Origin of the sequence: Actinoplanes sp. NPDC049599 (genome assembly GCF_044465625.1) — a bacterium.
Taxonomy (GTDB): domain Bacteria; phylum Actinomycetota; class Actinomycetes; order Mycobacteriales; family Micromonosporaceae; genus Actinoplanes.
On the sequence record NZ_JBITLX010000016.1, the window covers coordinates 51243 to 69434 of the forward strand.

The window sequence follows — 18192 nt, forward strand, 5'->3', positions numbered from 1 at the left end:
CGCCGACGGCTCAGAGGAGCCGGCTCAGCTCCCGGTGGAGGTGGGGCCCACCGGCGAGCACCCCGTCGGCCACCGGCGAGACCCGCCCGCCGGCCTCGGTGACCAGCAGGGCACCCGCCGCCCAGTCCCACCGGCCCAGCTCGTCCTCGATGAAACCGTCGAGGCGCCCGGCGGCGGTCCAGCACAAATCGAGGACCGTGCTGCCGCTGGTACGAAGATCGGCCACGCGCGGCGCCAACTTCGCCATCGCCCCGGTCTGACGCGTCCGGCTCGCCACGGAGTATCCGTACTCGGTGCCGATCAGGGCCTGCTCCGCCGGCACCGGATCGGTCACCGCCATCGGCACGCCGTCACAGAAGCTGCCGCCGTCCAGCACCGCGGTGAACAGCTCCCGCCGATGGACGTCCCGGGCCACCGCGACCACCGCCTGCCAGTCCCCGTCGACGTACCGCTCGCAGGCGAGGCTGATCGCGACATTCGGAATCCCGTGCAGGTAGTTGACCGTTCCGTCCAGCGGGTCGGCGACCCACCGCAGCCCGTTGCGGGATTCGGTCTGGTCGCCGTCCTCGCTGAGCAGCCCGTCCTGCGGCCGGAGCCGGCTCAGGCCGCCGTGGATCGCCGAGGCGCTGGCCAGGTCCGCCTCGGTCACCGGGTCGGTGGCCGAGGATTTGTACGACAGCGCGGACCGTTTCCCTGATCGGGCCAGGATCGCCTCGGCCGCGGCCGTCACGACCTCGACCGCCACAGCGAGAAGGGCCTGGTGGTCGACCGCCGCGGTCGTCACTCGACGATCACCGTCCGGGCCACCCGGGACGCCGTCGCGTGGACCTGCTTGCGGTAGTCGTCGGACAGGCCCTGGATGGGCGGGGCGATCCGGCAGATCTCGGCGATTCCATCGGGGTACGGCAGCGCCAAGCCGATCAGGGGCAGGACCTCCCGGATGTCGCCGTACCGCCCCGGCTCGGTCACCTGTCCGTGCTTGTCGAGCGATGCGCCGCAGAACACCGTGGTGACGCCGTCGCTGGTGCCCAGGACGGTCCCCAGGCCGGCGGCACCACTCGGCACCACGCCGGCGAGTGCCGCCTTGAACTCCAGATACCGGCCGTTTGCCTCGAAGTCGCTGAACGCGGCGGCCAACTCGACGTCAGGGCCGGGGAACTTATGCAGGAACTGACGGTATGTCACGCCCTCGGTGACGAAGTTGGCGGCCGTGTCGCGGATGTGCGGCAGGTGCAGGGCCCAGACATCCTTGCGGAGCACGATGGGGATCCCCTCGGCGCTGATCCGGTATCCCCACTCGATGTCGTCCACGCCCCAGCCGCGGAGCGACTCGTCGAAGTACAGATCATGCCTGCGGATCAGGTCAGCCGGGAGCGCGATGAAGCCGGTCCAGGCGAAGCTCCACGGAATCACATGATCCACTTGGAAACGCGGGTCGCGCGGCACGTCCCGGGTGTCAGCCATCTCGATCAGCCGGTCCTGCCAGGTCGCGAACGGCACCTGGTCGACATGCTCGACGTCGCCGTCGTAGTTGTTGCCGTAGCCCAGGACCTGGCCGACGACGCAGGCCGCCTGACCGAAGGCGTAGTGCCGCTCGTACAGGTTGGTCAGCGCGTCGGGTGGGAGCAGCGTGTCGGCGTCGATGTTGACGATGACCTCGCCGGCGGCCTGTCGCATCGCGATGTTGCGGGCGATCGGGATCTCGAAGGCGTCGTTCGTCATCACGGTGACGATGCGGATCCGGTCGGCGACCTCCCGGCAGGCGGTGACGTAGGCCTCGTCGTACTCCATCGCACCGATGACCACCTCGAACTCCGCCGGGTCCATCGTCTGGTGCACCAGGCTCTGCAGGGCCGATCGGAGATTCTCCAGCCGCTGCCGGTAGGGGATGATCAGGCTGAGCTTGGGTCGGGGCATCATGCTCCTTGCGGGTGCGGCCGCGTTGGCCGGGCGTTGTCCAGGACGCGGCGCAACCAGGCCAGCCTGGCCTTCACGGCCGAGTCGGAGACCACGGCGCCGGGTACCCACTGATCGAAGCTGTGGAATGCTCCCGACCACACGTGCAACTCGGCCGAACCACCGACGCGCCACATCTCGAGCGCGAACTGCACCGCCTCGTCGCGCAGCGATTCGACGGATCCGACGTCGATGAAGGCGGGCGGCAGCCCGGACAGGTCGGCGGCCCGGGCCGGCGCGGCGTACGGCGACACCTCGGCGCCGCCCCGCCGCTCCCCCAGCAGCGCTGTCCAGCCGGTGCGGTTGGACAGGGTGTTCCACAGCCCGACGTGCTCCATCTGCCGGGCCGATTCGGTGTCGCAGCGGTCGTCCAGCATCGGGCACTGCAGCATCTGCCCGATCAGGTCCGGTCCGCCGCGGTCCCGGGCGATCAGCGCCACACCGGCGGCCAGCCCCCCGCCCGCGCTGTTGCCGCTGACGATGATCCGATCGGGGTCGATGCGGAGTTCCGCGCCGTGCTCGACGACCCAGCGCAACGCCGCATAGCAGTCCTCGACCGGAATCGGGTCGGGGTGCTCCGGAGCCAGCCGGTATTCGACCGAGATCACCGCCAGCTGGAGGTGCTCGGCGCGGTCCAGCTCTCCGATCAGGTCGGCCGTACGGGCGTCGCCGGCGACCATGCCACCACCGTGGATGGAGAAGATCACCGGGTGCGGCCCGGGGGTCGCGGTGGGCCGGCAGATCAGCAGGGCCACCCCGGCGCCGTCCGCATACCCCGGGATCTGCCGCTCGACCAGGTCGAAGGCACCGTTCCGGCGGATCTGCTCGTCCGTCAGCCGGCCCGCCACCGTCCGGGCCCGCCGGTCGGGGATCTGATCGGCCGTCATGGACGGCAGGCCGGCGAGGATGCCCTCGAGCGGGCCCGCCAGTTCCGGATCGAACGGTGGTGGCTGACCCTTGCTCATGCCGATACCGCGACCTCGGCCGGGTGCCGCAGGTGCAGGCTGCGGTAGAGGCAGCGCCGGCTGCCCGCCCGGTCCTGGTAGGCCGCGCGTCCGTGCGAGATCCGGGTGTTGTCCATGATGATCGCCTCGCCCGCGGCCAGCGTGAACCGCAGCACGTGCCGGCTGCCGTCCTGCCGAGCATTGTCGAGAAAGGACAGTCCACGCCGGACGGACTCGCCGAGCTCGCCGTCCGGGATCATCCAGCTGTCTGTCTTGTCCACGCAGTAGCGGCACAGCAGCTGCTCGTCGTCAACCGTGAACACCGGCCCGGCGTTCTCCTCGTTGGAGCCGTTCATCGTGGCCCGGCGGACCAGCAGCCCCGGCGCTGTCAACGCCTGCGCGGCCGACGGGTCCGTCGCGGCCAGCTCGGCGAAGGCGCCGTGGGCGTTGAACACAGTGGTCTCGCCACCGCTCTCACCCTGTGACTCACACAGCAGGATCGCGCTGCGCACCACCCCGATGTCCTGCAACGTTCCGTCGCAATGCAGATCCTGACCGTCCGTCGTCTCGAATCCGGCGTGCACCGTCGCTTCCGGCACCGTCGGCGCGGCGATGCGCGAGATGCCGGTGGTGACGTACGCGCCCATCGTGTAGAGCGGGGGTACGAACGGCTCGCCGAGCCCCAGCGCCTGCGCAAGCCGCCGCACGGTGTCCTCGGTCCACGGCCCCGCGGCGAAGCGCGCCACGGCGAAGCCGTTGGCCCGGTATCTGCGGGCGATCTCGGCGGCGGCAGCCGCCGGGATGTCCTGCGGGTCGGCGATGACGGCCGGTTCGGCCGGCACGGTGTCGAAGGAGATGTCGCCTCCCGCGATGCCGCGGAGCAGGCGATCCACCGGAACGATCGAGGTCATGGGTCGTGCTCCGATCAGAAGACTTGATGAACGGCCGGGGGCACGGGCGGAACCTCATCCCCCAGGGTGAACGCCGATTCGATCAACGCCGCGGCGCCGTCGACGTCGCCGGAGTCGTAGTGCAGCTCCGCGACGATGTCGCCGCGTTCCACCCGATCGGCCACCCGGCGGTGCAACACGACTCCCGACCCGTAGTCCAGGGCCGCGCCGTACCTCAGCCGGCCCGCTCCGACCAGGAGCGTGGCGTTGCCGATGGCCCGTGGCTCCACCCCGACGACCCAGCCGGACCCGGTCGCCCGGATCTCCCGCCGGAGTTTCGCCGACGGCAACCGCTCGGGATGCTCCAGGACCTGGCGATCGGCGCCCTGCGCCACCGCCCAGCGCAGGAACATCTCGTAGGCCGAGCCGTCCTGCAACACCCGCTCGACCTTGGCGTCGGCGTCGGCGTCGGCCAGATCCACGTCCACGCTCTGCAGCATCAGCCGCGATATCGTCGCGCACAGATCGGACAGGCCGGGTATCCGTTCGCCACGCAGCACCGCCAGCGCCTGCTTGATCTCCAAGGCGTTGCCGACCGCGGGTGAGAGCGGCTGGCTCATGTCGCTGAGAACCGCCCGGCAGCTCAGACCGAACGAGGTGGCGAGATCCCGCATCGTGTGGGTCAGCTCGAGGGCCAGCTCCCGGTCGGGTATCAGCGCTCCCGCCCCGGTCTTGATGTCCAGCACCAGGCCGTCGGCGCGCACCGCGACCTTCTTGCTGATGATGCTGGCCGCGATCAGCGGAACACTCTCCACCGTGCCGGTCACGTCCCGCAGCGCGTACGTCGCTCCGTCGCCCGGGGTCAGGTTCCGGCTCTGCCCGGTGATCACCATGCCGACCTTGCGCAGCATGGGTACCACCTCGTCGGCGGACAGATAGCTGCGCAGACCGCTGATCGATTCGAGCTTGTCGAGCGTGCCACCGGCGAAGCCGAGCGCCCGGCCGGTCATCTTGGCCACCACTCCGCCGCACGCCGCCACGACCGGCACCACGATCAACGTGGTGGTGTCGCCCACCCCGCCCGTGCTGTGCTTGTCGATGACCGGTGCGTCCAGCCCGGAGAAGTCCAGCGCCTCCCCACCGATGGTGTACGCGCGGGTCAGCGAGTGCACCTCGGCCACGGACATCCCGCGGCAGGCGACCGTGGCCAGCCATGCTGACATCTGGTAATCCGGAATCCGGCCGGCCACGAAGTCGGCGACGACCGCCTCGATCTCCTCGGCGCCCAGCTCGGCACCCGTACGTTTGCGGTTGACCGAGGCGGTCACCCGGGCCGAGGCCACCGCCTCCGTCGACTGCTGCTCACTCACGCCGCCACCTCCTTCAGCGCGGCGGCGAACCGGTCGGCGATCGACTCGAGCGCGGCATCGTCGACCGTCAACGGCGGCACCAGCATCACGACCGCCCCCTGCCGGCGCAGCAACAGCCCCCGCGCCTCGGCCTCGGCGACCACCCGCTCGGCGTCGGGCTCGCGGGTGAACTCCACCGACACGAACAGGCCGAGGCCGCGCACGTCGGCGACCGTGTCACCGTCGGCCACCGAGACAATCCGGCTCGTCAGCAGCCGACCGGCCCGATCGGCCCGTTCCACCAGACCGTCGCGCTCGATCACGTCGAGCGTGGCCAGGGCGGCCGCGCACGAGATCGCATGACCCGACGTGGTCTGGCCGAACCGCAGCCCGCCGACCAGCGGGTCCTGCTCGAACTGCCGATAGATCGACTCCCGCACGCTCACCGCGGAGATCGGCGCGTAGCCGGCGGCCAGACCTTTGCTGGTGACGACGATGTCCGGCACCACATCGTCATGCTGGAAGGCGAACATCCGGCCGGTCCGGCCGTAGCCGGTGGACACCTCGTCCAGCACGAGCAGCGCGCCGCTCTCGTCGCACAGCCGGCGCACCTCGGTCAGGAAGCCCGGCGGCAGGACGACGCCACCGCCGACGTTCAGCAGGGGCTCGATGAGCACGGCCAGCGGTGGCGGCTCGACGTCGAGCAGCGCCCGGCGGAACTCCTCCACCAACGCCGGGAGGCCGGCGACATCCCGGGTTTCCCGCGCCGACAGGGGCAGGTCGATCCGGGTCACGTCGAGCGGCGAGGCGAACGGGTGAGCCAGGTGCGGCAGGCCGGACATCTCGCGGCTCAGCAGGGTCGAACCGTGGTAGCCGCGGGCGAACGTGACGACCCGGGTGCGTGGCTCGCCGCTGAGCTGGGCGTACATGCCGGCGATCAGCAGTGCCGCCTCGATGCCCTCGGTGCCGCTGTTCGTGAGCAGGGTCCGGGAGAGCTCCGGCGGCATGAGGCCGGCGATCCGCGCGGCCAGCGCCCCGGAGGTCTCGTGACCGTGCACCGAGATGTCATAACCGTGCAGCCGGCCGACCTGCGTCTGCACGGCCCCGACCAGGTCGGGGTGGGCGTACCCGCAGGAGAGATTGAGCGACGAGGCGTCGATGTACGAGCGCCCGTCGATGTCCCGTACGGTGTGCCCGGTCCCGCTGGAGAGGCACAGCCGAGCCAGGTCGGCGCGCACCGGCGACCAGATGTGCCAGAGATGGCGACGGTCACGGTCCCGCACTGTTGCCGAGTCCTGGTCCGATCGTCGGGTGAGGTCAGTCAAGGGACTCACCGCCTTTCATCAGCAGCTCGAAGGGTGGCTCGTCGATCAGGTAGAAATGGCCGCCCCGCACTGTCGCCTGCCGGACGGGCCCGGTCGACAGCGTGTTCCAGGGCCGGCGGTCGGCGTCGTCATCCGCGTCGCCGACGATGGCGGTGATCGGGCACCGGAGCATCGGCGCCGGTGCCATCTCGTACGAGTGGAAGAGGTCGGCGTCCGCCTGCATGTACGGCAGCACCAGCTCCAGGAAGTCCGGGTCCGCCAGCAGCTCCGGGTCGGAACCGCCCATGCGCAGAAGGTCCGCGACGATGTCCTCCTCGGTGGTCTCACCGGATGAGGGCTGCGGCTCGGGCAGTGCGGCGATCCGCGAGCCGGATGCCCACAGGTGCCGGACGTCGATGCCGGAGGCCTCGAGCGCGCGTGCGGTCTCGAGTGCGACGGCAGCGCCCATGCTGTGCCCGAACAGGGCCAGCGGCCGGTCCGCGAGGTCTCTCAGCGCGGTCGCGATGTCCGCGGCGAGGGTGCGCAGGTCGGTGGCGAACGGTTCGGCGATCCGCTCCGCGCGCCCCGGATATCGAACGGCGTGCACCTCCACGCCGGGCAGCATCTTGGCCCAGTCGTCGAAGAAGCTCGCCGATCCGCCGGCATGGGGAAGGCAGACGAGCCGGAACGCCGGGTCGACCAGGCGATGCCGGCAGTGGAGCCATTCGCTCACGTTTCCTCACTCCGGAGTGCCCGGCGTCGCCGGGCGTTTCGCAGGGCCAGCGCGCGGGCCGCGGTCGACTGCTGCTCCTCGCCACGGTCCGGCGGGCCGGCCTCGGCCTCGACCAGGGCGACCTGCTCGGTGACCGTCGTGTGACGGAACAACGCCACCACCGACGGGCGGACGCCGGTGTGCCGCTCCAGCGCGCCCTGGAGCAGGATCATCGCCATCGAACTGCCGCCGAGATCGAAGAAGTTCACGTTGCTCGGCACGTCCTCACGGTTGAGGACCTCGCGCCAGGCCGCGATCACCCGGGAGCTCGGGTCGTCCGCTCTGCCGGGTGCCGCCGGTACGTCACGCCGGGCGATCTCGCTCAGCCGGGCCCGGTCCAGCTTGCCGTTGGCGTTGACCGGGAATTCGGCCACGACATGGATCACCCCGGGCACCATGACCGCCGGGAGGTTGTCCGCGAGGTGGGCGCGCAGTTCCTCCGGCGGCACCGGATCCGCCAGGACGACGAACCCGACCAGCCCGAGGTGATCCGCGGTCGGCACCACGACTGCGTCCTTGACCTGCGGCACGGACCGGAGTCTGGACTCGACGGCACCCAGCTCGACCCGGTGGCCCCGGATCTTCACCTGGTGGTCGCGGCGCCCGACGAAGCGCAGCTCGCCGCGGCCGGTCCAGCTGACGATGTCCCCGGTGCGGAACATGCGCGCCGACTCCACGGGCGAGAACGGGTCGGGCAGGAACGCCCTCGACGTCGCCGCGCCCCGGCCCAGGTAACCCTGGCTGACCCCGGCGCCACCGATGTAGAGCTCACCGTCCACGTCCGGTCCGACCGGCCGGCCGTCCTCGTCGAGAACGTAGAGCCGCGCGCCCGGGATGGGACCGCCGATCGTCACCGGCGCGGGTTCGGTGTACCGGCGGTAGCTCGCGAAGACCGTCGTCTCGGTCGGACCGTACTCGTTCACGAGCTCGATGCCCGCCGGGTAGGTCTCGAAGTGCCGTCGCAGCAGGGGCTCGGTCAGCGCCTCGCCGGCGACGATGACCGTCCGCAGTGACCGGAGTCGTTCCGGCCGGCCCCGCTGCACGACATCCAGCAGGAACGAGTACAGCGACGGCACACACAGCAGGTGGGTGACTCCGTGCCGCTCGACCAGATCCGCGAGCGGCTCCGGATCACGCACCTGGTCGGCCGACGCCACCACCAGGTGGCCCCCGGCGCTGAGAGTTCCCCAGATCCCGGCCACCGAGGAGTCGAACGCCAGCGGCGACACCAGGAGGAACAACGGTCGGCCCGGGTAGATCAGATGCCGTGCGTGAGTGGCCGCGGTCAGGTTGGCGTGGCTCACCACCACGCCTTTCGGGTCACCCGTGGTGCCCGACGTGTAGATCACGTAGGCGGCCTCCTCGGACAGGTGCCGCCGGCCCTCCGCCGCCGCCGGCACCACGGAGAGCCCAGCCGGCCGATCTCCGCCGTCACCGAGAAGGTCACCGCCCCGGCGATCCGCGACGGTCGCGACCACGCCGGCGTCCGCCAGGATCTCCATGGTCCGAGCCCGGGGCACCGCGGGGTCCAACGGCACGTACGCCGCCGACGCGCCCAGCACACCGAGAACCGCGACGATCATCGCGCTCGACGGCTCGCACAGCACCGCCACCCGGTCCCCGGGCCGGCAGCCCGCCTCGAGGAGCTCCCTCGTCAGGGCCGCGGCCTCCGCCACGAGTTCGCCGTAGGTGAGGCTCCGGTCGGCGCCGGACACCGCGAGGCGGTCCGGATCTCGTGCGGCGACGGCGTCGACCAGCTCATGGACCGGCTGCCGCGCTCCGACGGGCAGGTCCGGTCCGATGCCCGACGCGACCGGTTCCGTTACCGAGGAGTTCGGCGTCGTCGTCACCGATGCACCGCCTCGCTCAACTCGGCGCCGGCACCGGCCGTGGCCAGGTGCGCCACGAGCTTGTCCACGGTCCGCAGGACCGCCTGGTAGTAACGCTCGTCCTCGTCCTCGAAGCCGGACGGCCCGCACGGCACCGAGATCTTGAAGGTGCGGCTCGCCAGTGCGTCCGCGACGGGGAAGTCCGTTCTGATGCAATCCCGGTCATAGGTCGTCACCGGTGAGATGGGCCGCTGGAACAGGTGCAGCGTGTGCAGTGGCGAGGTCGCCTTCGGGATGTCGACGTCGTCGATCCCCTCGGCGTTGCACGCCCGGACCAGCCAGTCCCGCCCGCCGGGCAGCAGCTCCGGGTCCACGTCGAACAGGAGCGCATAGTGCGCCGACACACGCTCCGGATCGGACATCGTCAGCGGCGTCACGCCAGGAAGACGACCGAAGCAATCCGCGATCCTCGCCGCGTACGGCTGCTTGCCCCGGACCCAGCCGTCCAGCTCCTCGATCTGGCCGACGGCGAAGGCGATGCCCAGCGGGTGCGCCCGGTACTTCAGGCCGATGCCGGTGCTGGCGTAGTCGTAGAGCGGTCCGGCCGGATCCATCTCCTTCATCGCCCGCTTGTTGAAGTGCCCCAGCAGCTGGGCCCGGTCATAGACGTCGCGCCGGCGGGTCGACAGCACGCCGCCCTCGCCGGCGGCCACCAGCTTCTGCGTCTGCAGGCTCCAGGCTCCGGCCGCGCCGAAGGTGCCGACCAGCCGGCCCCGGTAGCGCGCCCCGTGCGCGTGCGAGCAGTCCTCGACCAGATCAAGACCGTGCGCCGCGGCGAACTCGACGATCGCGTCCATGTGGCCCGGGAGGCCCCACATGTGAGTGATCACCATCGCCTTGGTCCGCTCGGTGACCAGGGCAGCCGCCGCGGTGACGTCGAACGACCCGTCCGGCAGGCTGTCGACCAGCACCGGTAGCGCGCCGAGCTGGAAGAGCGGCGCCGCCGTGGCGAAGAACGTGTACGTCGGGCAGAGCACCTCGTCGCCGGGGCCCAGCCCGATGCCGTAGAAAGCGGAGTGCAGGGCCGCGGTTCCCGAGTTCGTCACCAGGCTGAAGTCGATGTCGTGCAGTTCCGACCAGGAGTCCTCGAACTCGGCGATGACCCCGGACTTGTCGTAGACGGAAAGCTTCCCGCTCATGAACTGCTGCATCATCCGGTCCTGCCACGCCGCACGGCGCTTCGGCCAGGGATAGGACGCCAATTCCTGGATCTCCGGCACACCACCGTCGATCGCAAGCATGGGTTCAGGCACAGTACTCCTTCGGTCTCACTGGCCCGACGGGAACCGCCGTGGAGATCGAGCGGTACAACGCGTCGATGATCGCCGTGCTGCCGAGGCCGTTCGCGACCTCCTGCCGGACGATGTCCGGATTGGACAGTTCGGCGATCATGCTGCGCAGCACGTTCAGCGCGGACGCCCCGTCGGGCTCACCCTTCTCCTGCTCGACCAGGACATCGGCGCGGTCGTAGCGCTCGAGGGACTTCTTGGTCAGGAGGATCTGCCCCGCACTGCCGGACACGGCCAGCCACTCGTCCTTGCGCGCCTCACACAGCGACAACCGGAGAATTCCGGTCGCCCCACCGGGGTAGGTCAAATTCGCCAGGACGGTTTCCTCGATGTCGTATTCCGCCGTCGGGATGAGTTTCGGGGCGGAGGTCGCATAAACCGTCGACGGCATACCGAAGTACCAGTACAGCAGGTCGATCAGGTGATAGCCCATGTCGATGATCGCCCCGCCGCCGGAGGTCTCGGACTGCGCCCGCCAGCCCTGCCGGTAGGCTTCGGCATTCAGCTGATAGGCCGCGTCGAAGTGTCGCAGAGTGCCGATGCTGGCCAGCGACTGCCGCGCATGAATATAGAGCGGGTGGTGCCTGCGCTGGACACAGAGCCGCAGATGTCCGTCATAGGTTTCGATCACTCGGGCAAGCTCGCCGGCCTGTTCGATGGAAATGGCGAACGGCTTTTCCTTGAGGATCGCGATCTTCCGTTCCAAGAGGTCACGTGCGATGTCGAGATGAGTGTTGTGCGGCGTCGCGACGATGGCCAGATCCGGTCGCTGCGCGTCGAGCGCATGTCGCCGGTCCGTGAAGTACTCCGGGACGGGCAGCGATGGGTAATTCTTCAGCGCGGCCAGGAATCGCTGATTTGCCGCAGGGTCGACGTCGCAGACGCCGACGAGTTCGACTTCCTCGGAAAGTGCCGCAAGAGCCGGCACGTAGTCGCCGAGCGCCCGTTGACCGAGGCCAATCAGGACAGCACGCAACCTGGGCACCGTGCTCAATAACTTCCCCGTTCTGATCACGCGGTTCAGGTCACCGCGAGCGTGAGGCCACCATACGACACTCGGCACATCGCGGCGACCCTTCGATCGTCGGGGGCCGATCCGAGTGATGTCGTGATCGGACGGTCCAGTGTGGGGCTGCGAAGCCCGGCACCGTTCGCTAGTCTGGCGACCGATCAGCAGGTGTCAGGCATCAACGTGGAGCGTCACGCCGACCACAGGGGGCCATGTTGGCAATCGATCATCTCGCGGTCTCCCGCGACCTCGCGGAGCTGCGACGGCTGGCCGCGGCCAAAGTGGAGCAAGATCGGCTGCCGACCGGCATGGCGGCCGCCCTCCAGGTGCGCGAGGATCTCCGGCAGTACGGGCTCGAGGGCCATGCGGCGGATCTGGAGACCCGCGGATACACGGTCATGTCGCCCGATGTCGCCGGATCGGCCGGACTGTGGCCGCGGGTCCGCGACGCCATCCTCGCCATCAACGACGAGAACAACCAGGCCCCGGACGGTATGGAGCGGTCCCGCGGACGCAACCTGTGGCACCTGCTGCCGCAGGACCGCATCTTCGAGCAGGCCCTCATGGCCCCGCCTCAGCTGGCCCTGATCGCCTACCTGATGGGTTACCGCGCCAAGCTCAGCCAGTTCCGGGGGATCGTCAAGGACAACTCCTCGGTCGAGCCGATGGAGATCCACGCCGATCACAGCCGTAAGGTGCCGGCGCCGTGGCCGAGCGACGCCCAGTACTGCACCGTGACCTGGGTGTTGAGCGACTACAACCGCGAGAACGGTGCGGTCTGCGTCGTTCCCGGAAGCCACAAACTGGGCATGGACGTGCCGCCCGAGTTCGTGATGGCCCACGACCACCCCGATCTCGAGGTCGTCGAGGCGCCCGCCGGTTCTGTCATCGTCTGGCACGGTGGCCTCTGGCATGGCGCTGTGCCCCGTACGGCGCCCGGCCGGCGGGTGACCCTGGTCATGCCCATGGTGCGATTCCACCTGCTGCCGCAGGAGTTGTTCTGGGCATCAACGACGCCCGAGATGCTGGAGCGCAACTCGTCGCGCTTCGCCGCGCTGGTGGGCCTGCTCGGGTCGTGGCCGTGGGGACCGGAGGGCCCGGACACCGCCTACAAGCGGCCCAGCTGGCTGTCGACCTGGCAGGAGAACCGTTTTGCCTGACCGGCGGCTGACGCATGTCGCAAGCCCGGCGGGGGTCTTCCCCAGCGACGGTTACACCCATGTCGTCCTCGGCCCGGGCCAGGTGGCCGCCATCGCCGGTCAGATGGCCTTCGACGAGCACGGCGAGCTGGTGGGCGTGGGTGATCCGGCGGCTCAGGCCCGTCAGGTGTTCGTCAACATGCGCAACTGCCTGGCGGCGGTGGGCGCGACCTTCGCCGACGTCATCAAGCTCAACTACTTCCTGACCGACATCTCCCACCTGCCGGTCATTCTCGCCGTGCGGGACGAGTTCATCGACGTCGAACGCCCGCCGGCCAGCACGGTGGTGCAGGTGGTGGCGCTGTACCGGCCGGATCTCCTGCTGGAGGTCGACGGTCTTTCGCTAGTGCCACAGCGGATCGGCTGATGTCCGCGGCGGTATCGGCCGGCTCGGACTTCCTTCCCCTACCCGGCGGGAATTGGCGGATCTGGCGGGGCATCGTGCTCCGCAGCGCCGGCTTCCCGATCCGGATGGTGACCGAGCTGGCAGATCCGCACCTGTCCGACGTCGCCGACCGGGCCCTGGCCGAACCCGGCAGCAGCTGGATCACCGCCGCCACATCGGCGGGGTACCGGGCGGAGTTCGCCGCTGCCGGCACGAGGGTGGCGGCGACGGTGCGCTCCGCCGCGGTGTTCCCGCCGTTCCGCGAGGCCGTTTCCTGGCAGAACCTGCCATTCGTCGCGAACTGCCTGGATCGGGTAACCGACATGCCGGCCGGCCGCGACAGCCGGTGGCGCAAGCGGGAGGGGGCGATCGCCAACTACCTGCAGCGATACACCACCAAATGCGAATCGATCGGGTTCTTCGGGCCGGTCGGCTGGGCGTCGTGGGCTCCGGACCGTACGGGATCCCGGGTCGTCGCAGGACCCGAGCTGCTGTCCCGGCGCACCGTCTACTTCGAGTCGTGGGCCATGGACGTGGTGGCCACCGCCCTGGCGTCGCGCCCGGAGCTGAGGCACGGCGTTCCGCCGCGGAGAAACCCGGCGGTCTGGTACGGCACGGACGACGCCCGCCTGCCGAGCGGCAGGCGGGTCCAGCTCTCCGACGCCGAGGCCGCCGTTCTGCGCCGGTGTGACGGGCACCGGACGGTACGCGACATTGGGCAGACCCTGGCGTTGCCCGAGGAGGAGCTGCTCGCTCTGCTCGACCGGCTGCAGAAGTCGCAGCTGGTGAGAGTGGACTTCACCGGGCCGATCGAGTCCCGCAGCGAGCGCCGGCTCCGGGACCGGCTGTCCCGGGTGCCGGAACCGGCGGCGCGCGATCGGGCCCTGGCCGATCTGGACCGGTTGGTCGAATCGGCCGCCGCCGTGGCCGCGGCGGCGGGAGACGCCGAGCGGCTCGGCCCGGCAATGGCGGCCCTCGGCGACGAGTTCACGCAGATCACCGGGGAGAACGCCGTCCGCGGCCACGGACGGGCCTATGCCGGGCGCACCGTTGTCTTCGAGGACACGGTGCGTGATGTCTCGGCGGAGTTCGGCGGGGACGTGCTGCGCGCCCTGGGCCCGCCGCTGTCGCTGCTGCTGGACAGCGGCCGGTGGCTCGCGGCCCGGACCGGCCAGGACTACCTCGCCCGTTTCGAGGGCTACTTCGAACGCCGGCAGCGCACCCCGGGCGCCGAAGTGCCACTGGCGAGCCTGTTGGCGCTCGCCACCCGCGACCTGTACACCGGCAGTGGCATGCCGGCCGCGGCCGCCGCCGCGATCGGGGAATTGCGGCAGAAGTGGGATCGGATCCTGTCGGTGCCGGCGGGCGTACGCCGGCACTCGGTGACACCTGACGAGATCGCCGAGCGGGTCCGGGTCGAGTTCGCGACCGACCGGCCGCCCTGGGCGAGTGGCCTGCAGCACTCGCCGGACATCATGATCTGCGCCGAGTCGGCCGACGCGGTCAGCCGGGGCGATTTCTCCCTCGTCCTCGGCGAGCTGCACCTGGGCTTCAACACCGTGGAGAGCCGTGCCCTGGTCGATCAGAGTCCTGATCCGGCCCGGCTCCTGGCCATGGCCGAGTCCTCGGCGGGTCCCGGCCGCATCGTGCCGGTGGCGCCGCGCGAATGGGGCACCCTGACCCGCACCGTGCCGCCGTCGGCGCTGATCTCGCCCGGTTACACGTACTGGGCGATGAGCAGCGATGACGTCGTCAACCTTCCCGGTGGTGCGGTTCCGCTCGGCTCGCTCCACGCGGCCCGGGGCCCGAAGGGAATCGAGGTCCGGTGCCTCGCGGACGGCCGTACCTTCCCGCTCGTCGAGGTGATCGGCGAATATCTGTCCTGGGTGCTGCTGAACGCTTTTCGGATCCTGCCGCCCCGCCGGCATGTTCCCCGGGTCTCCATCGGCCGGCTCATCGTCGCCCGGGAGACCTGGCGGTTCGCGCCCCGCGCCTGTGACTGGGTCAACCAGCTGGACGAGTCCCGCCGCTATCTGCAGATGCGCGAATGGGTGCGGCGCGCCGGCCTGCCCCGCGAGGCCTTCTGCGTCACGGCGATCGAGCGGAAGCCGATCTACGTCGACTTCACCAGCTTGCCGCTGACCAGCAATCTGGCCGCGGTGATCCGCCGGATGGACCGCGACGGCGCGGACGGGCAGGTCACCATCTCGGAGATGCTGCCGGACCGCGACTCGTGCTGGCTTACGGACGCCGACGGGGAGAAGTACGCCGCGGAGCTGCGGATGGTGGTCACCGAGCATGTCGCCTAGCCACCCCCTGCTCGACCAGGTCCGGGCCGCTGCGGCGGTGCGGCCCGGCGCCGCCGCGGTCGTGCACGACTCCACCGCGCGCACCTACCGGGAGCTGCTGGCCGACATCGACCGGCTGGCCGGACAGCTGCGCGCCGAAGGCGTCGAGCCCGGCGACACGGTGGCGCTGCCCGCGCGCCGGGACGCGCATCTGCCCGTCTCGATGCTGGCCCTCTGGCAGGCCGGGGCGACCATCGCCCTGATCGACTCCACGTTGCCGCCGGCCGTCATCGCCGCACGCGAGGCCGTCGTCCGGCCCGCCTGGCGCCTGGCCGGCACCACCCCGGTACGGCTGGCGGACGATCCCCGGCCCCGCGCCGCCGGCGGCAGCCACATCCTCTTCACCTCCGGCTCCACCGGCCGGCCGGCCGCCGTCGAGGTGGGGGCGAGTGCCCTGGAGGGTGGCCTGCGCTGGTACCGGGAGACCTTCGCGCCCGGCGCGAGCGATCGGGTCGGGCTGTTGTCCGGGCTGGGGCACGACCCGGTGCTGCGGGACATCCTGGTGCCGCTGGTCTCCGGTGGCACGCTGCTGGTGCCGCCGGACGGGGTGGCTGCCCGCCCATCGGACCTGGCCGGCTTCCTCGATTCGGCCGGCGTCACGATCCTGCACACCACGGCGGCGATGCTCGAGCTGCTGGTCGCGGCCGGTCGGCCGATGCCGCGGCTGCGGCTGGTCGTCGCCGGCGGGGCGCCGCTGCCGGCCGGGCTGGTGCGCGGCTTGCGCCCGCTGACGCCGGCCGCCGTGGCGAATGCGTACGGTGCCACGGAGACGCCGCAGATCGTGGCCTGCTCGGTGGTGGCCGGAAACACGCTTCCGGACCCGGAGCTGCCGGACGAAACGTCGATGCCCGTCGGCTCGGGAGTGGGCGGCGCCGAATTGCTGGTGACGGGCCCGGCCGGCGAGGTCGTGGTGTGCAGCCCGTACCTGGCGGACGGCTACCTGCCGGGCACGGGCCGTCCGGAGCGCTTCGGCGACGACCCGCGGGGCCGGCCCGGCTATCGGTCGTACCGCACCGGCGACCGGGGCGAATGGGGACCGGACGGACTGCGGATCGCCGGCCGCATCGACCGGGAGATCTCCGTCAACGGCTTCCGGATAGCTCCCGAGGAGGTCGAGAGCGCGGCTCGGCGGCATCCGGCGGTGCGCCAGGCGCGCGCCGGTCGCTACGCCGGACCGGCCGGCGACCTGATCGAGCTGAGGGTGTCCGTGGCCGGAGCCGAGGCCACCAGCACCCGGTCCCTGCGTGCTCATCTGCGGGCCCAGCTGCCCGGTCACGCGGTGCCGGCCCGTATCCGGATAGTGCCGGATCCCGGCCTCGACGCGAACCACAAGACGACACTGATGAGGAGCACCGATGACGACTGACCGATCGTCCACCGGCCGACGGGTGATCGACCTGTGGCAGGGGGTCCTGGGCATCGACGACATCCAGCCCGACGACGACTTCTTCGACCTGGGTGGTAACTCCATCACGGCGATCCGGATGCTGCCGCTGGTCAGTGAGACCTTCGGCGTGGAGGTCGATGTCATGTTCATCTTCGACAACCCGACGCCGGCGGAGTTCGGCGAAGCGCTGTCGGGAATGCTCGCCGATGCCTGAACGCGTGGTGGTGGTCGACCCGTACTCGTCGGGTTCCGCCTTCGCCGGCGCGCTCAGAAAGGGCGGCTTCGAGCCGGTCGGGGTGCTGTCCTATCCGCCACCGCCGCCCAGATACGCCGGCTCCCTCCGCACCGGCGACTACCCCCGGTTCCTCACCGCGACCGAGGACCCGGACAGCCTGCTCGGCGAGCTCGCGGCGTTGTCTCCGATCGCGGTCGTTCCCGGTGCGGAGAGCGGCGTGCTGCTGGCCGACCGGCTGGCGGCCAACCTGACCCCGCACCGGGCCAACGACCAGCGCCGCTCATCGGCCCGCCGGCACAAGGGCGCGATGGTCGCGGCACTGGCCGAGCAGGGCATCCGGACCATCCGGACCCTGTGCACGTCCACCCCCGCGGATGCGCAGGTGTGGCGCCTCGAGCAGGGTCTGGCCGACCGCGATCTGGTCGTCAAACCGGCGATGTCCGGGGCCACGGACGGCGTCCGGCTGGTGCGGGCGGGTCAGGATCCCGCGGCCGCCGTGGCGGAACTCCTCGACGTCGAAGTCAACATCTTCGGGCTGCCGAACACGGACGTGGTCGTTCAGGAGCGGATCTTCGGTACGGAGTACGTGGTGGACACGTTCAGCCGGGACGGGCGCCACACGGTGACCAACGTCTGCCGCTACCACAAGGTCGACAACGGTCACAACTTCGCGGTTTACGAGAGCATCGAGTTCCTGCCGCCGGACGCACCGGAGAACGCGGCCCTGATCCCCTATGTGGAATCCGTTCTGGACGCCCTGGGCATCCGGTTCGGACTCGCGCACAGCGAGGTGATGATGACCACGGACGGCCCCACTCTGATCGAGACGGGTGCGCGCCTGGCCGGCGCCGGGTTACCCGGCTTGTGCGAGCTGGCGACCGGCGAGAACGGCGTCGGGCGCCTGATCGACGACCTCGCCGGCCGGGCGCCGGGCCGGACGGGCTATCAGCTCGTCTGGCACGTCTCCAGCGTCTTCCTGATCATGCGCGAACACGGCACGGTGGCCAACGCCGCCGCGTACGAGAAGATCCGGGCCTTGCCGAGTTGCCGGTTGCTGCAGCTCAATGTCCACGACGGGGACCTGGTCACGCCGACGTCCGATCTGATGTCCACCATGCACACGGGGTGGGCCGTCCTGGCCCACCGCGACGCCGCCCAGATCCGCCGGGATCACGAGGCGTTGCGGGCCATCGAGCAGGAGGTGCGGCTCGTCCGGACCAACGGGCCGGGGTAACG

16 protein-coding genes are annotated in these 18192 nt (G+C 70.5%); 6 read left to right on the plus strand and 10 right to left on the minus strand.

The features are described from left to right. Positions 1-10: 10 nt before the first annotated feature. From ACIBQZ_RS25885 to ACIBQZ_RS25930, 10 genes are read right to left on the minus strand one after another with little or no spacing between them, the layout of a single operon-like run. Positions 11-784, minus strand: a complete 774-nt coding sequence (locus ACIBQZ_RS25885; RefSeq protein ID WP_396091364.1) for an inositol monophosphatase family protein — start codon at positions 782-784, stop codon at positions 11-13. After that, positions 781-1920 carry a glycosyltransferase family 2 protein gene (locus ACIBQZ_RS25890; protein WP_396091365.1) on the minus strand — a complete coding sequence of 380 codons (1140 nt, stop codon included), beginning with the start codon at positions 1918-1920 and terminating at the stop codon, positions 781-783. Before ACIBQZ_RS25890 ends, ACIBQZ_RS25885 begins: the two co-directional genes overlap by 4 nt. Next, a complete protein-coding gene (locus tag ACIBQZ_RS25895; protein WP_396091366.1) occupies positions 1917-2921 on the minus strand; it encodes an alpha/beta hydrolase in 1005 nt (334 codons plus the stop codon). Before ACIBQZ_RS25895 ends, ACIBQZ_RS25890 begins: the two co-directional genes overlap by 4 nt. Next, on the minus strand, positions 2918-3811 hold the full coding sequence (locus tag ACIBQZ_RS25900) for a TauD/TfdA family dioxygenase (RefSeq protein WP_396091367.1): 894 nt from the start codon (positions 3809-3811) through the stop codon (positions 2918-2920). The genes ACIBQZ_RS25895 and ACIBQZ_RS25900 overlap by 4 nt, the downstream gene beginning before the upstream one ends. Positions 3812-3825: 14 nt before the next feature. Continuing rightward, on the minus strand, positions 3826-5160 hold the full coding sequence (locus ACIBQZ_RS25905) for a thymidine phosphorylase (protein ID WP_396091368.1): 1335 nt from the start codon (positions 5158-5160) through the stop codon (positions 3826-3828). After that, positions 5157-6464: an aspartate aminotransferase family protein gene (locus tag ACIBQZ_RS25910; RefSeq protein WP_396091369.1), complete on the minus strand. Its 1308-nt coding sequence runs from the start codon at positions 6462-6464 to the stop codon at positions 5157-5159. Before ACIBQZ_RS25910 ends, ACIBQZ_RS25905 begins: the two co-directional genes overlap by 4 nt. Beyond that, positions 6457-7176 carry a thioesterase II family protein gene (locus ACIBQZ_RS25915; RefSeq protein WP_396091370.1) on the minus strand — a complete coding sequence of 240 codons (720 nt, stop codon included), beginning with the start codon at positions 7174-7176 and terminating at the stop codon, positions 6457-6459. Before ACIBQZ_RS25915 ends, ACIBQZ_RS25910 begins: the two co-directional genes overlap by 8 nt. Further along, positions 7173-9065: a non-ribosomal peptide synthetase gene (locus ACIBQZ_RS25920; protein ID WP_396091371.1), complete on the minus strand. Its 1893-nt coding sequence runs from the start codon at positions 9063-9065 to the stop codon at positions 7173-7175. Before ACIBQZ_RS25920 ends, ACIBQZ_RS25915 begins: the two co-directional genes overlap by 4 nt. Beyond that, a complete protein-coding gene (locus ACIBQZ_RS25925) occupies positions 9062-10345 on the minus strand; it encodes a DegT/DnrJ/EryC1/StrS family aminotransferase (protein WP_396091372.1) in 1284 nt (427 codons plus the stop codon). The genes ACIBQZ_RS25920 and ACIBQZ_RS25925 overlap by 4 nt, the downstream gene beginning before the upstream one ends. A gap of 4 nt (positions 10346-10349) precedes the next feature. Continuing rightward, positions 10350-11369 (minus strand): Gfo/Idh/MocA family protein, encoded by a 1020-nt coding sequence (locus tag ACIBQZ_RS25930; RefSeq protein WP_396091373.1) that lies wholly within the window; start codon positions 11367-11369, stop codon positions 10350-10352. A 245-nt stretch (positions 11370-11614) separates the two neighbouring features. Between ACIBQZ_RS25930 and ACIBQZ_RS25935 the strand changes: the two genes are divergently transcribed. The 6 genes from ACIBQZ_RS25935 to ACIBQZ_RS25960 are packed head-to-tail and all read left to right on the plus strand — an operon-like array spanning position 11615 to position 18190. After that, entirely contained in the window at positions 11615-12562 is a 948-nt protein-coding gene (locus ACIBQZ_RS25935) for a phytanoyl-CoA dioxygenase family protein (protein WP_396091374.1), read from the plus strand. Beyond that, on the plus strand, positions 12555-12968 hold the full coding sequence (locus tag ACIBQZ_RS25940) for a RidA family protein (RefSeq protein ID WP_396091375.1): 414 nt from the start codon (positions 12555-12557) through the stop codon (positions 12966-12968). Before ACIBQZ_RS25935 ends, ACIBQZ_RS25940 begins: the two co-directional genes overlap by 8 nt. Then, positions 12968-15295, plus strand: a complete 2328-nt coding sequence (locus tag ACIBQZ_RS25945; protein WP_396091376.1) for a lantibiotic dehydratase — start codon at positions 12968-12970, stop codon at positions 15293-15295. The genes ACIBQZ_RS25940 and ACIBQZ_RS25945 overlap by 1 nt, the downstream gene beginning before the upstream one ends. Next, complete coding sequence (locus tag ACIBQZ_RS25950; RefSeq protein WP_396091377.1) at positions 15285-16700, plus strand: AMP-binding protein; 1416 nt, start codon at positions 15285-15287, stop codon at positions 16698-16700. Before ACIBQZ_RS25945 ends, ACIBQZ_RS25950 begins: the two co-directional genes overlap by 11 nt. Further along, positions 16690-16935: an acyl carrier protein gene (locus ACIBQZ_RS25955; RefSeq protein WP_396091378.1), complete on the plus strand. Its 246-nt coding sequence runs from the start codon at positions 16690-16692 to the stop codon at positions 16933-16935. The genes ACIBQZ_RS25950 and ACIBQZ_RS25955 overlap by 11 nt, the downstream gene beginning before the upstream one ends. Then, the gene (locus ACIBQZ_RS25960) at positions 16928-18190 is read left to right on the plus strand and encodes an ATP-grasp domain-containing protein (RefSeq protein WP_396091379.1); all 1263 of its coding nucleotides are present in this window, start codon (positions 16928-16930) and stop codon (positions 18188-18190) included. Before ACIBQZ_RS25955 ends, ACIBQZ_RS25960 begins: the two co-directional genes overlap by 8 nt. Positions 18191-18192 lie beyond the last annotated feature (2 nt).

What these genes read in the sequence shown, in the direction of transcription:
- ACIBQZ_RS25890 (WP_396091365.1), bottom strand. Translation starts at nt 1,920, where the DNA reads ATGATGCCCCGACCCAAGCTCAGCCTGATCATCCCCTACCGGCAGCGG.
- ACIBQZ_RS25955 (WP_396091378.1), top strand. Translation starts at nt 16,690, where the DNA reads ATGACGACTGACCGATCGTCCACCGGCCGACGGGTGATCGACCTGTGG.
- ACIBQZ_RS25935 (WP_396091374.1), top strand. Translation starts at nt 11,615, where the DNA reads ATGTTGGCAATCGATCATCTCGCGGTCTCCCGCGACCTCGCGGAGCTG.
- ACIBQZ_RS25960 (WP_396091379.1), top strand. Translation starts at nt 16,928, where the DNA reads ATGCCTGAACGCGTGGTGGTGGTCGACCCGTACTCGTCGGGTTCCGCC.
- ACIBQZ_RS25950 (WP_396091377.1), top strand. Translation starts at nt 15,285, where the DNA reads ATGTCGCCTAGCCACCCCCTGCTCGACCAGGTCCGGGCCGCTGCGGCG.
- ACIBQZ_RS25895 (WP_396091366.1), bottom strand. Translation starts at nt 2,921, where the DNA reads ATGAGCAAGGGTCAGCCACCACCGTTCGATCCGGAACTGGCGGGCCCG.
- ACIBQZ_RS25945 (WP_396091376.1), top strand. Translation starts at nt 12,968, where the DNA reads ATGTCCGCGGCGGTATCGGCCGGCTCGGACTTCCTTCCCCTACCCGGC.
- ACIBQZ_RS25925 (WP_396091372.1), bottom strand. Translation starts at nt 10,345, where the DNA reads ATGCTTGCGATCGACGGTGGTGTGCCGGAGATCCAGGAATTGGCGTCC.
- ACIBQZ_RS25900 (WP_396091367.1), bottom strand. Translation starts at nt 3,811, where the DNA reads ATGACCTCGATCGTTCCGGTGGATCGCCTGCTCCGCGGCATCGCGGGA.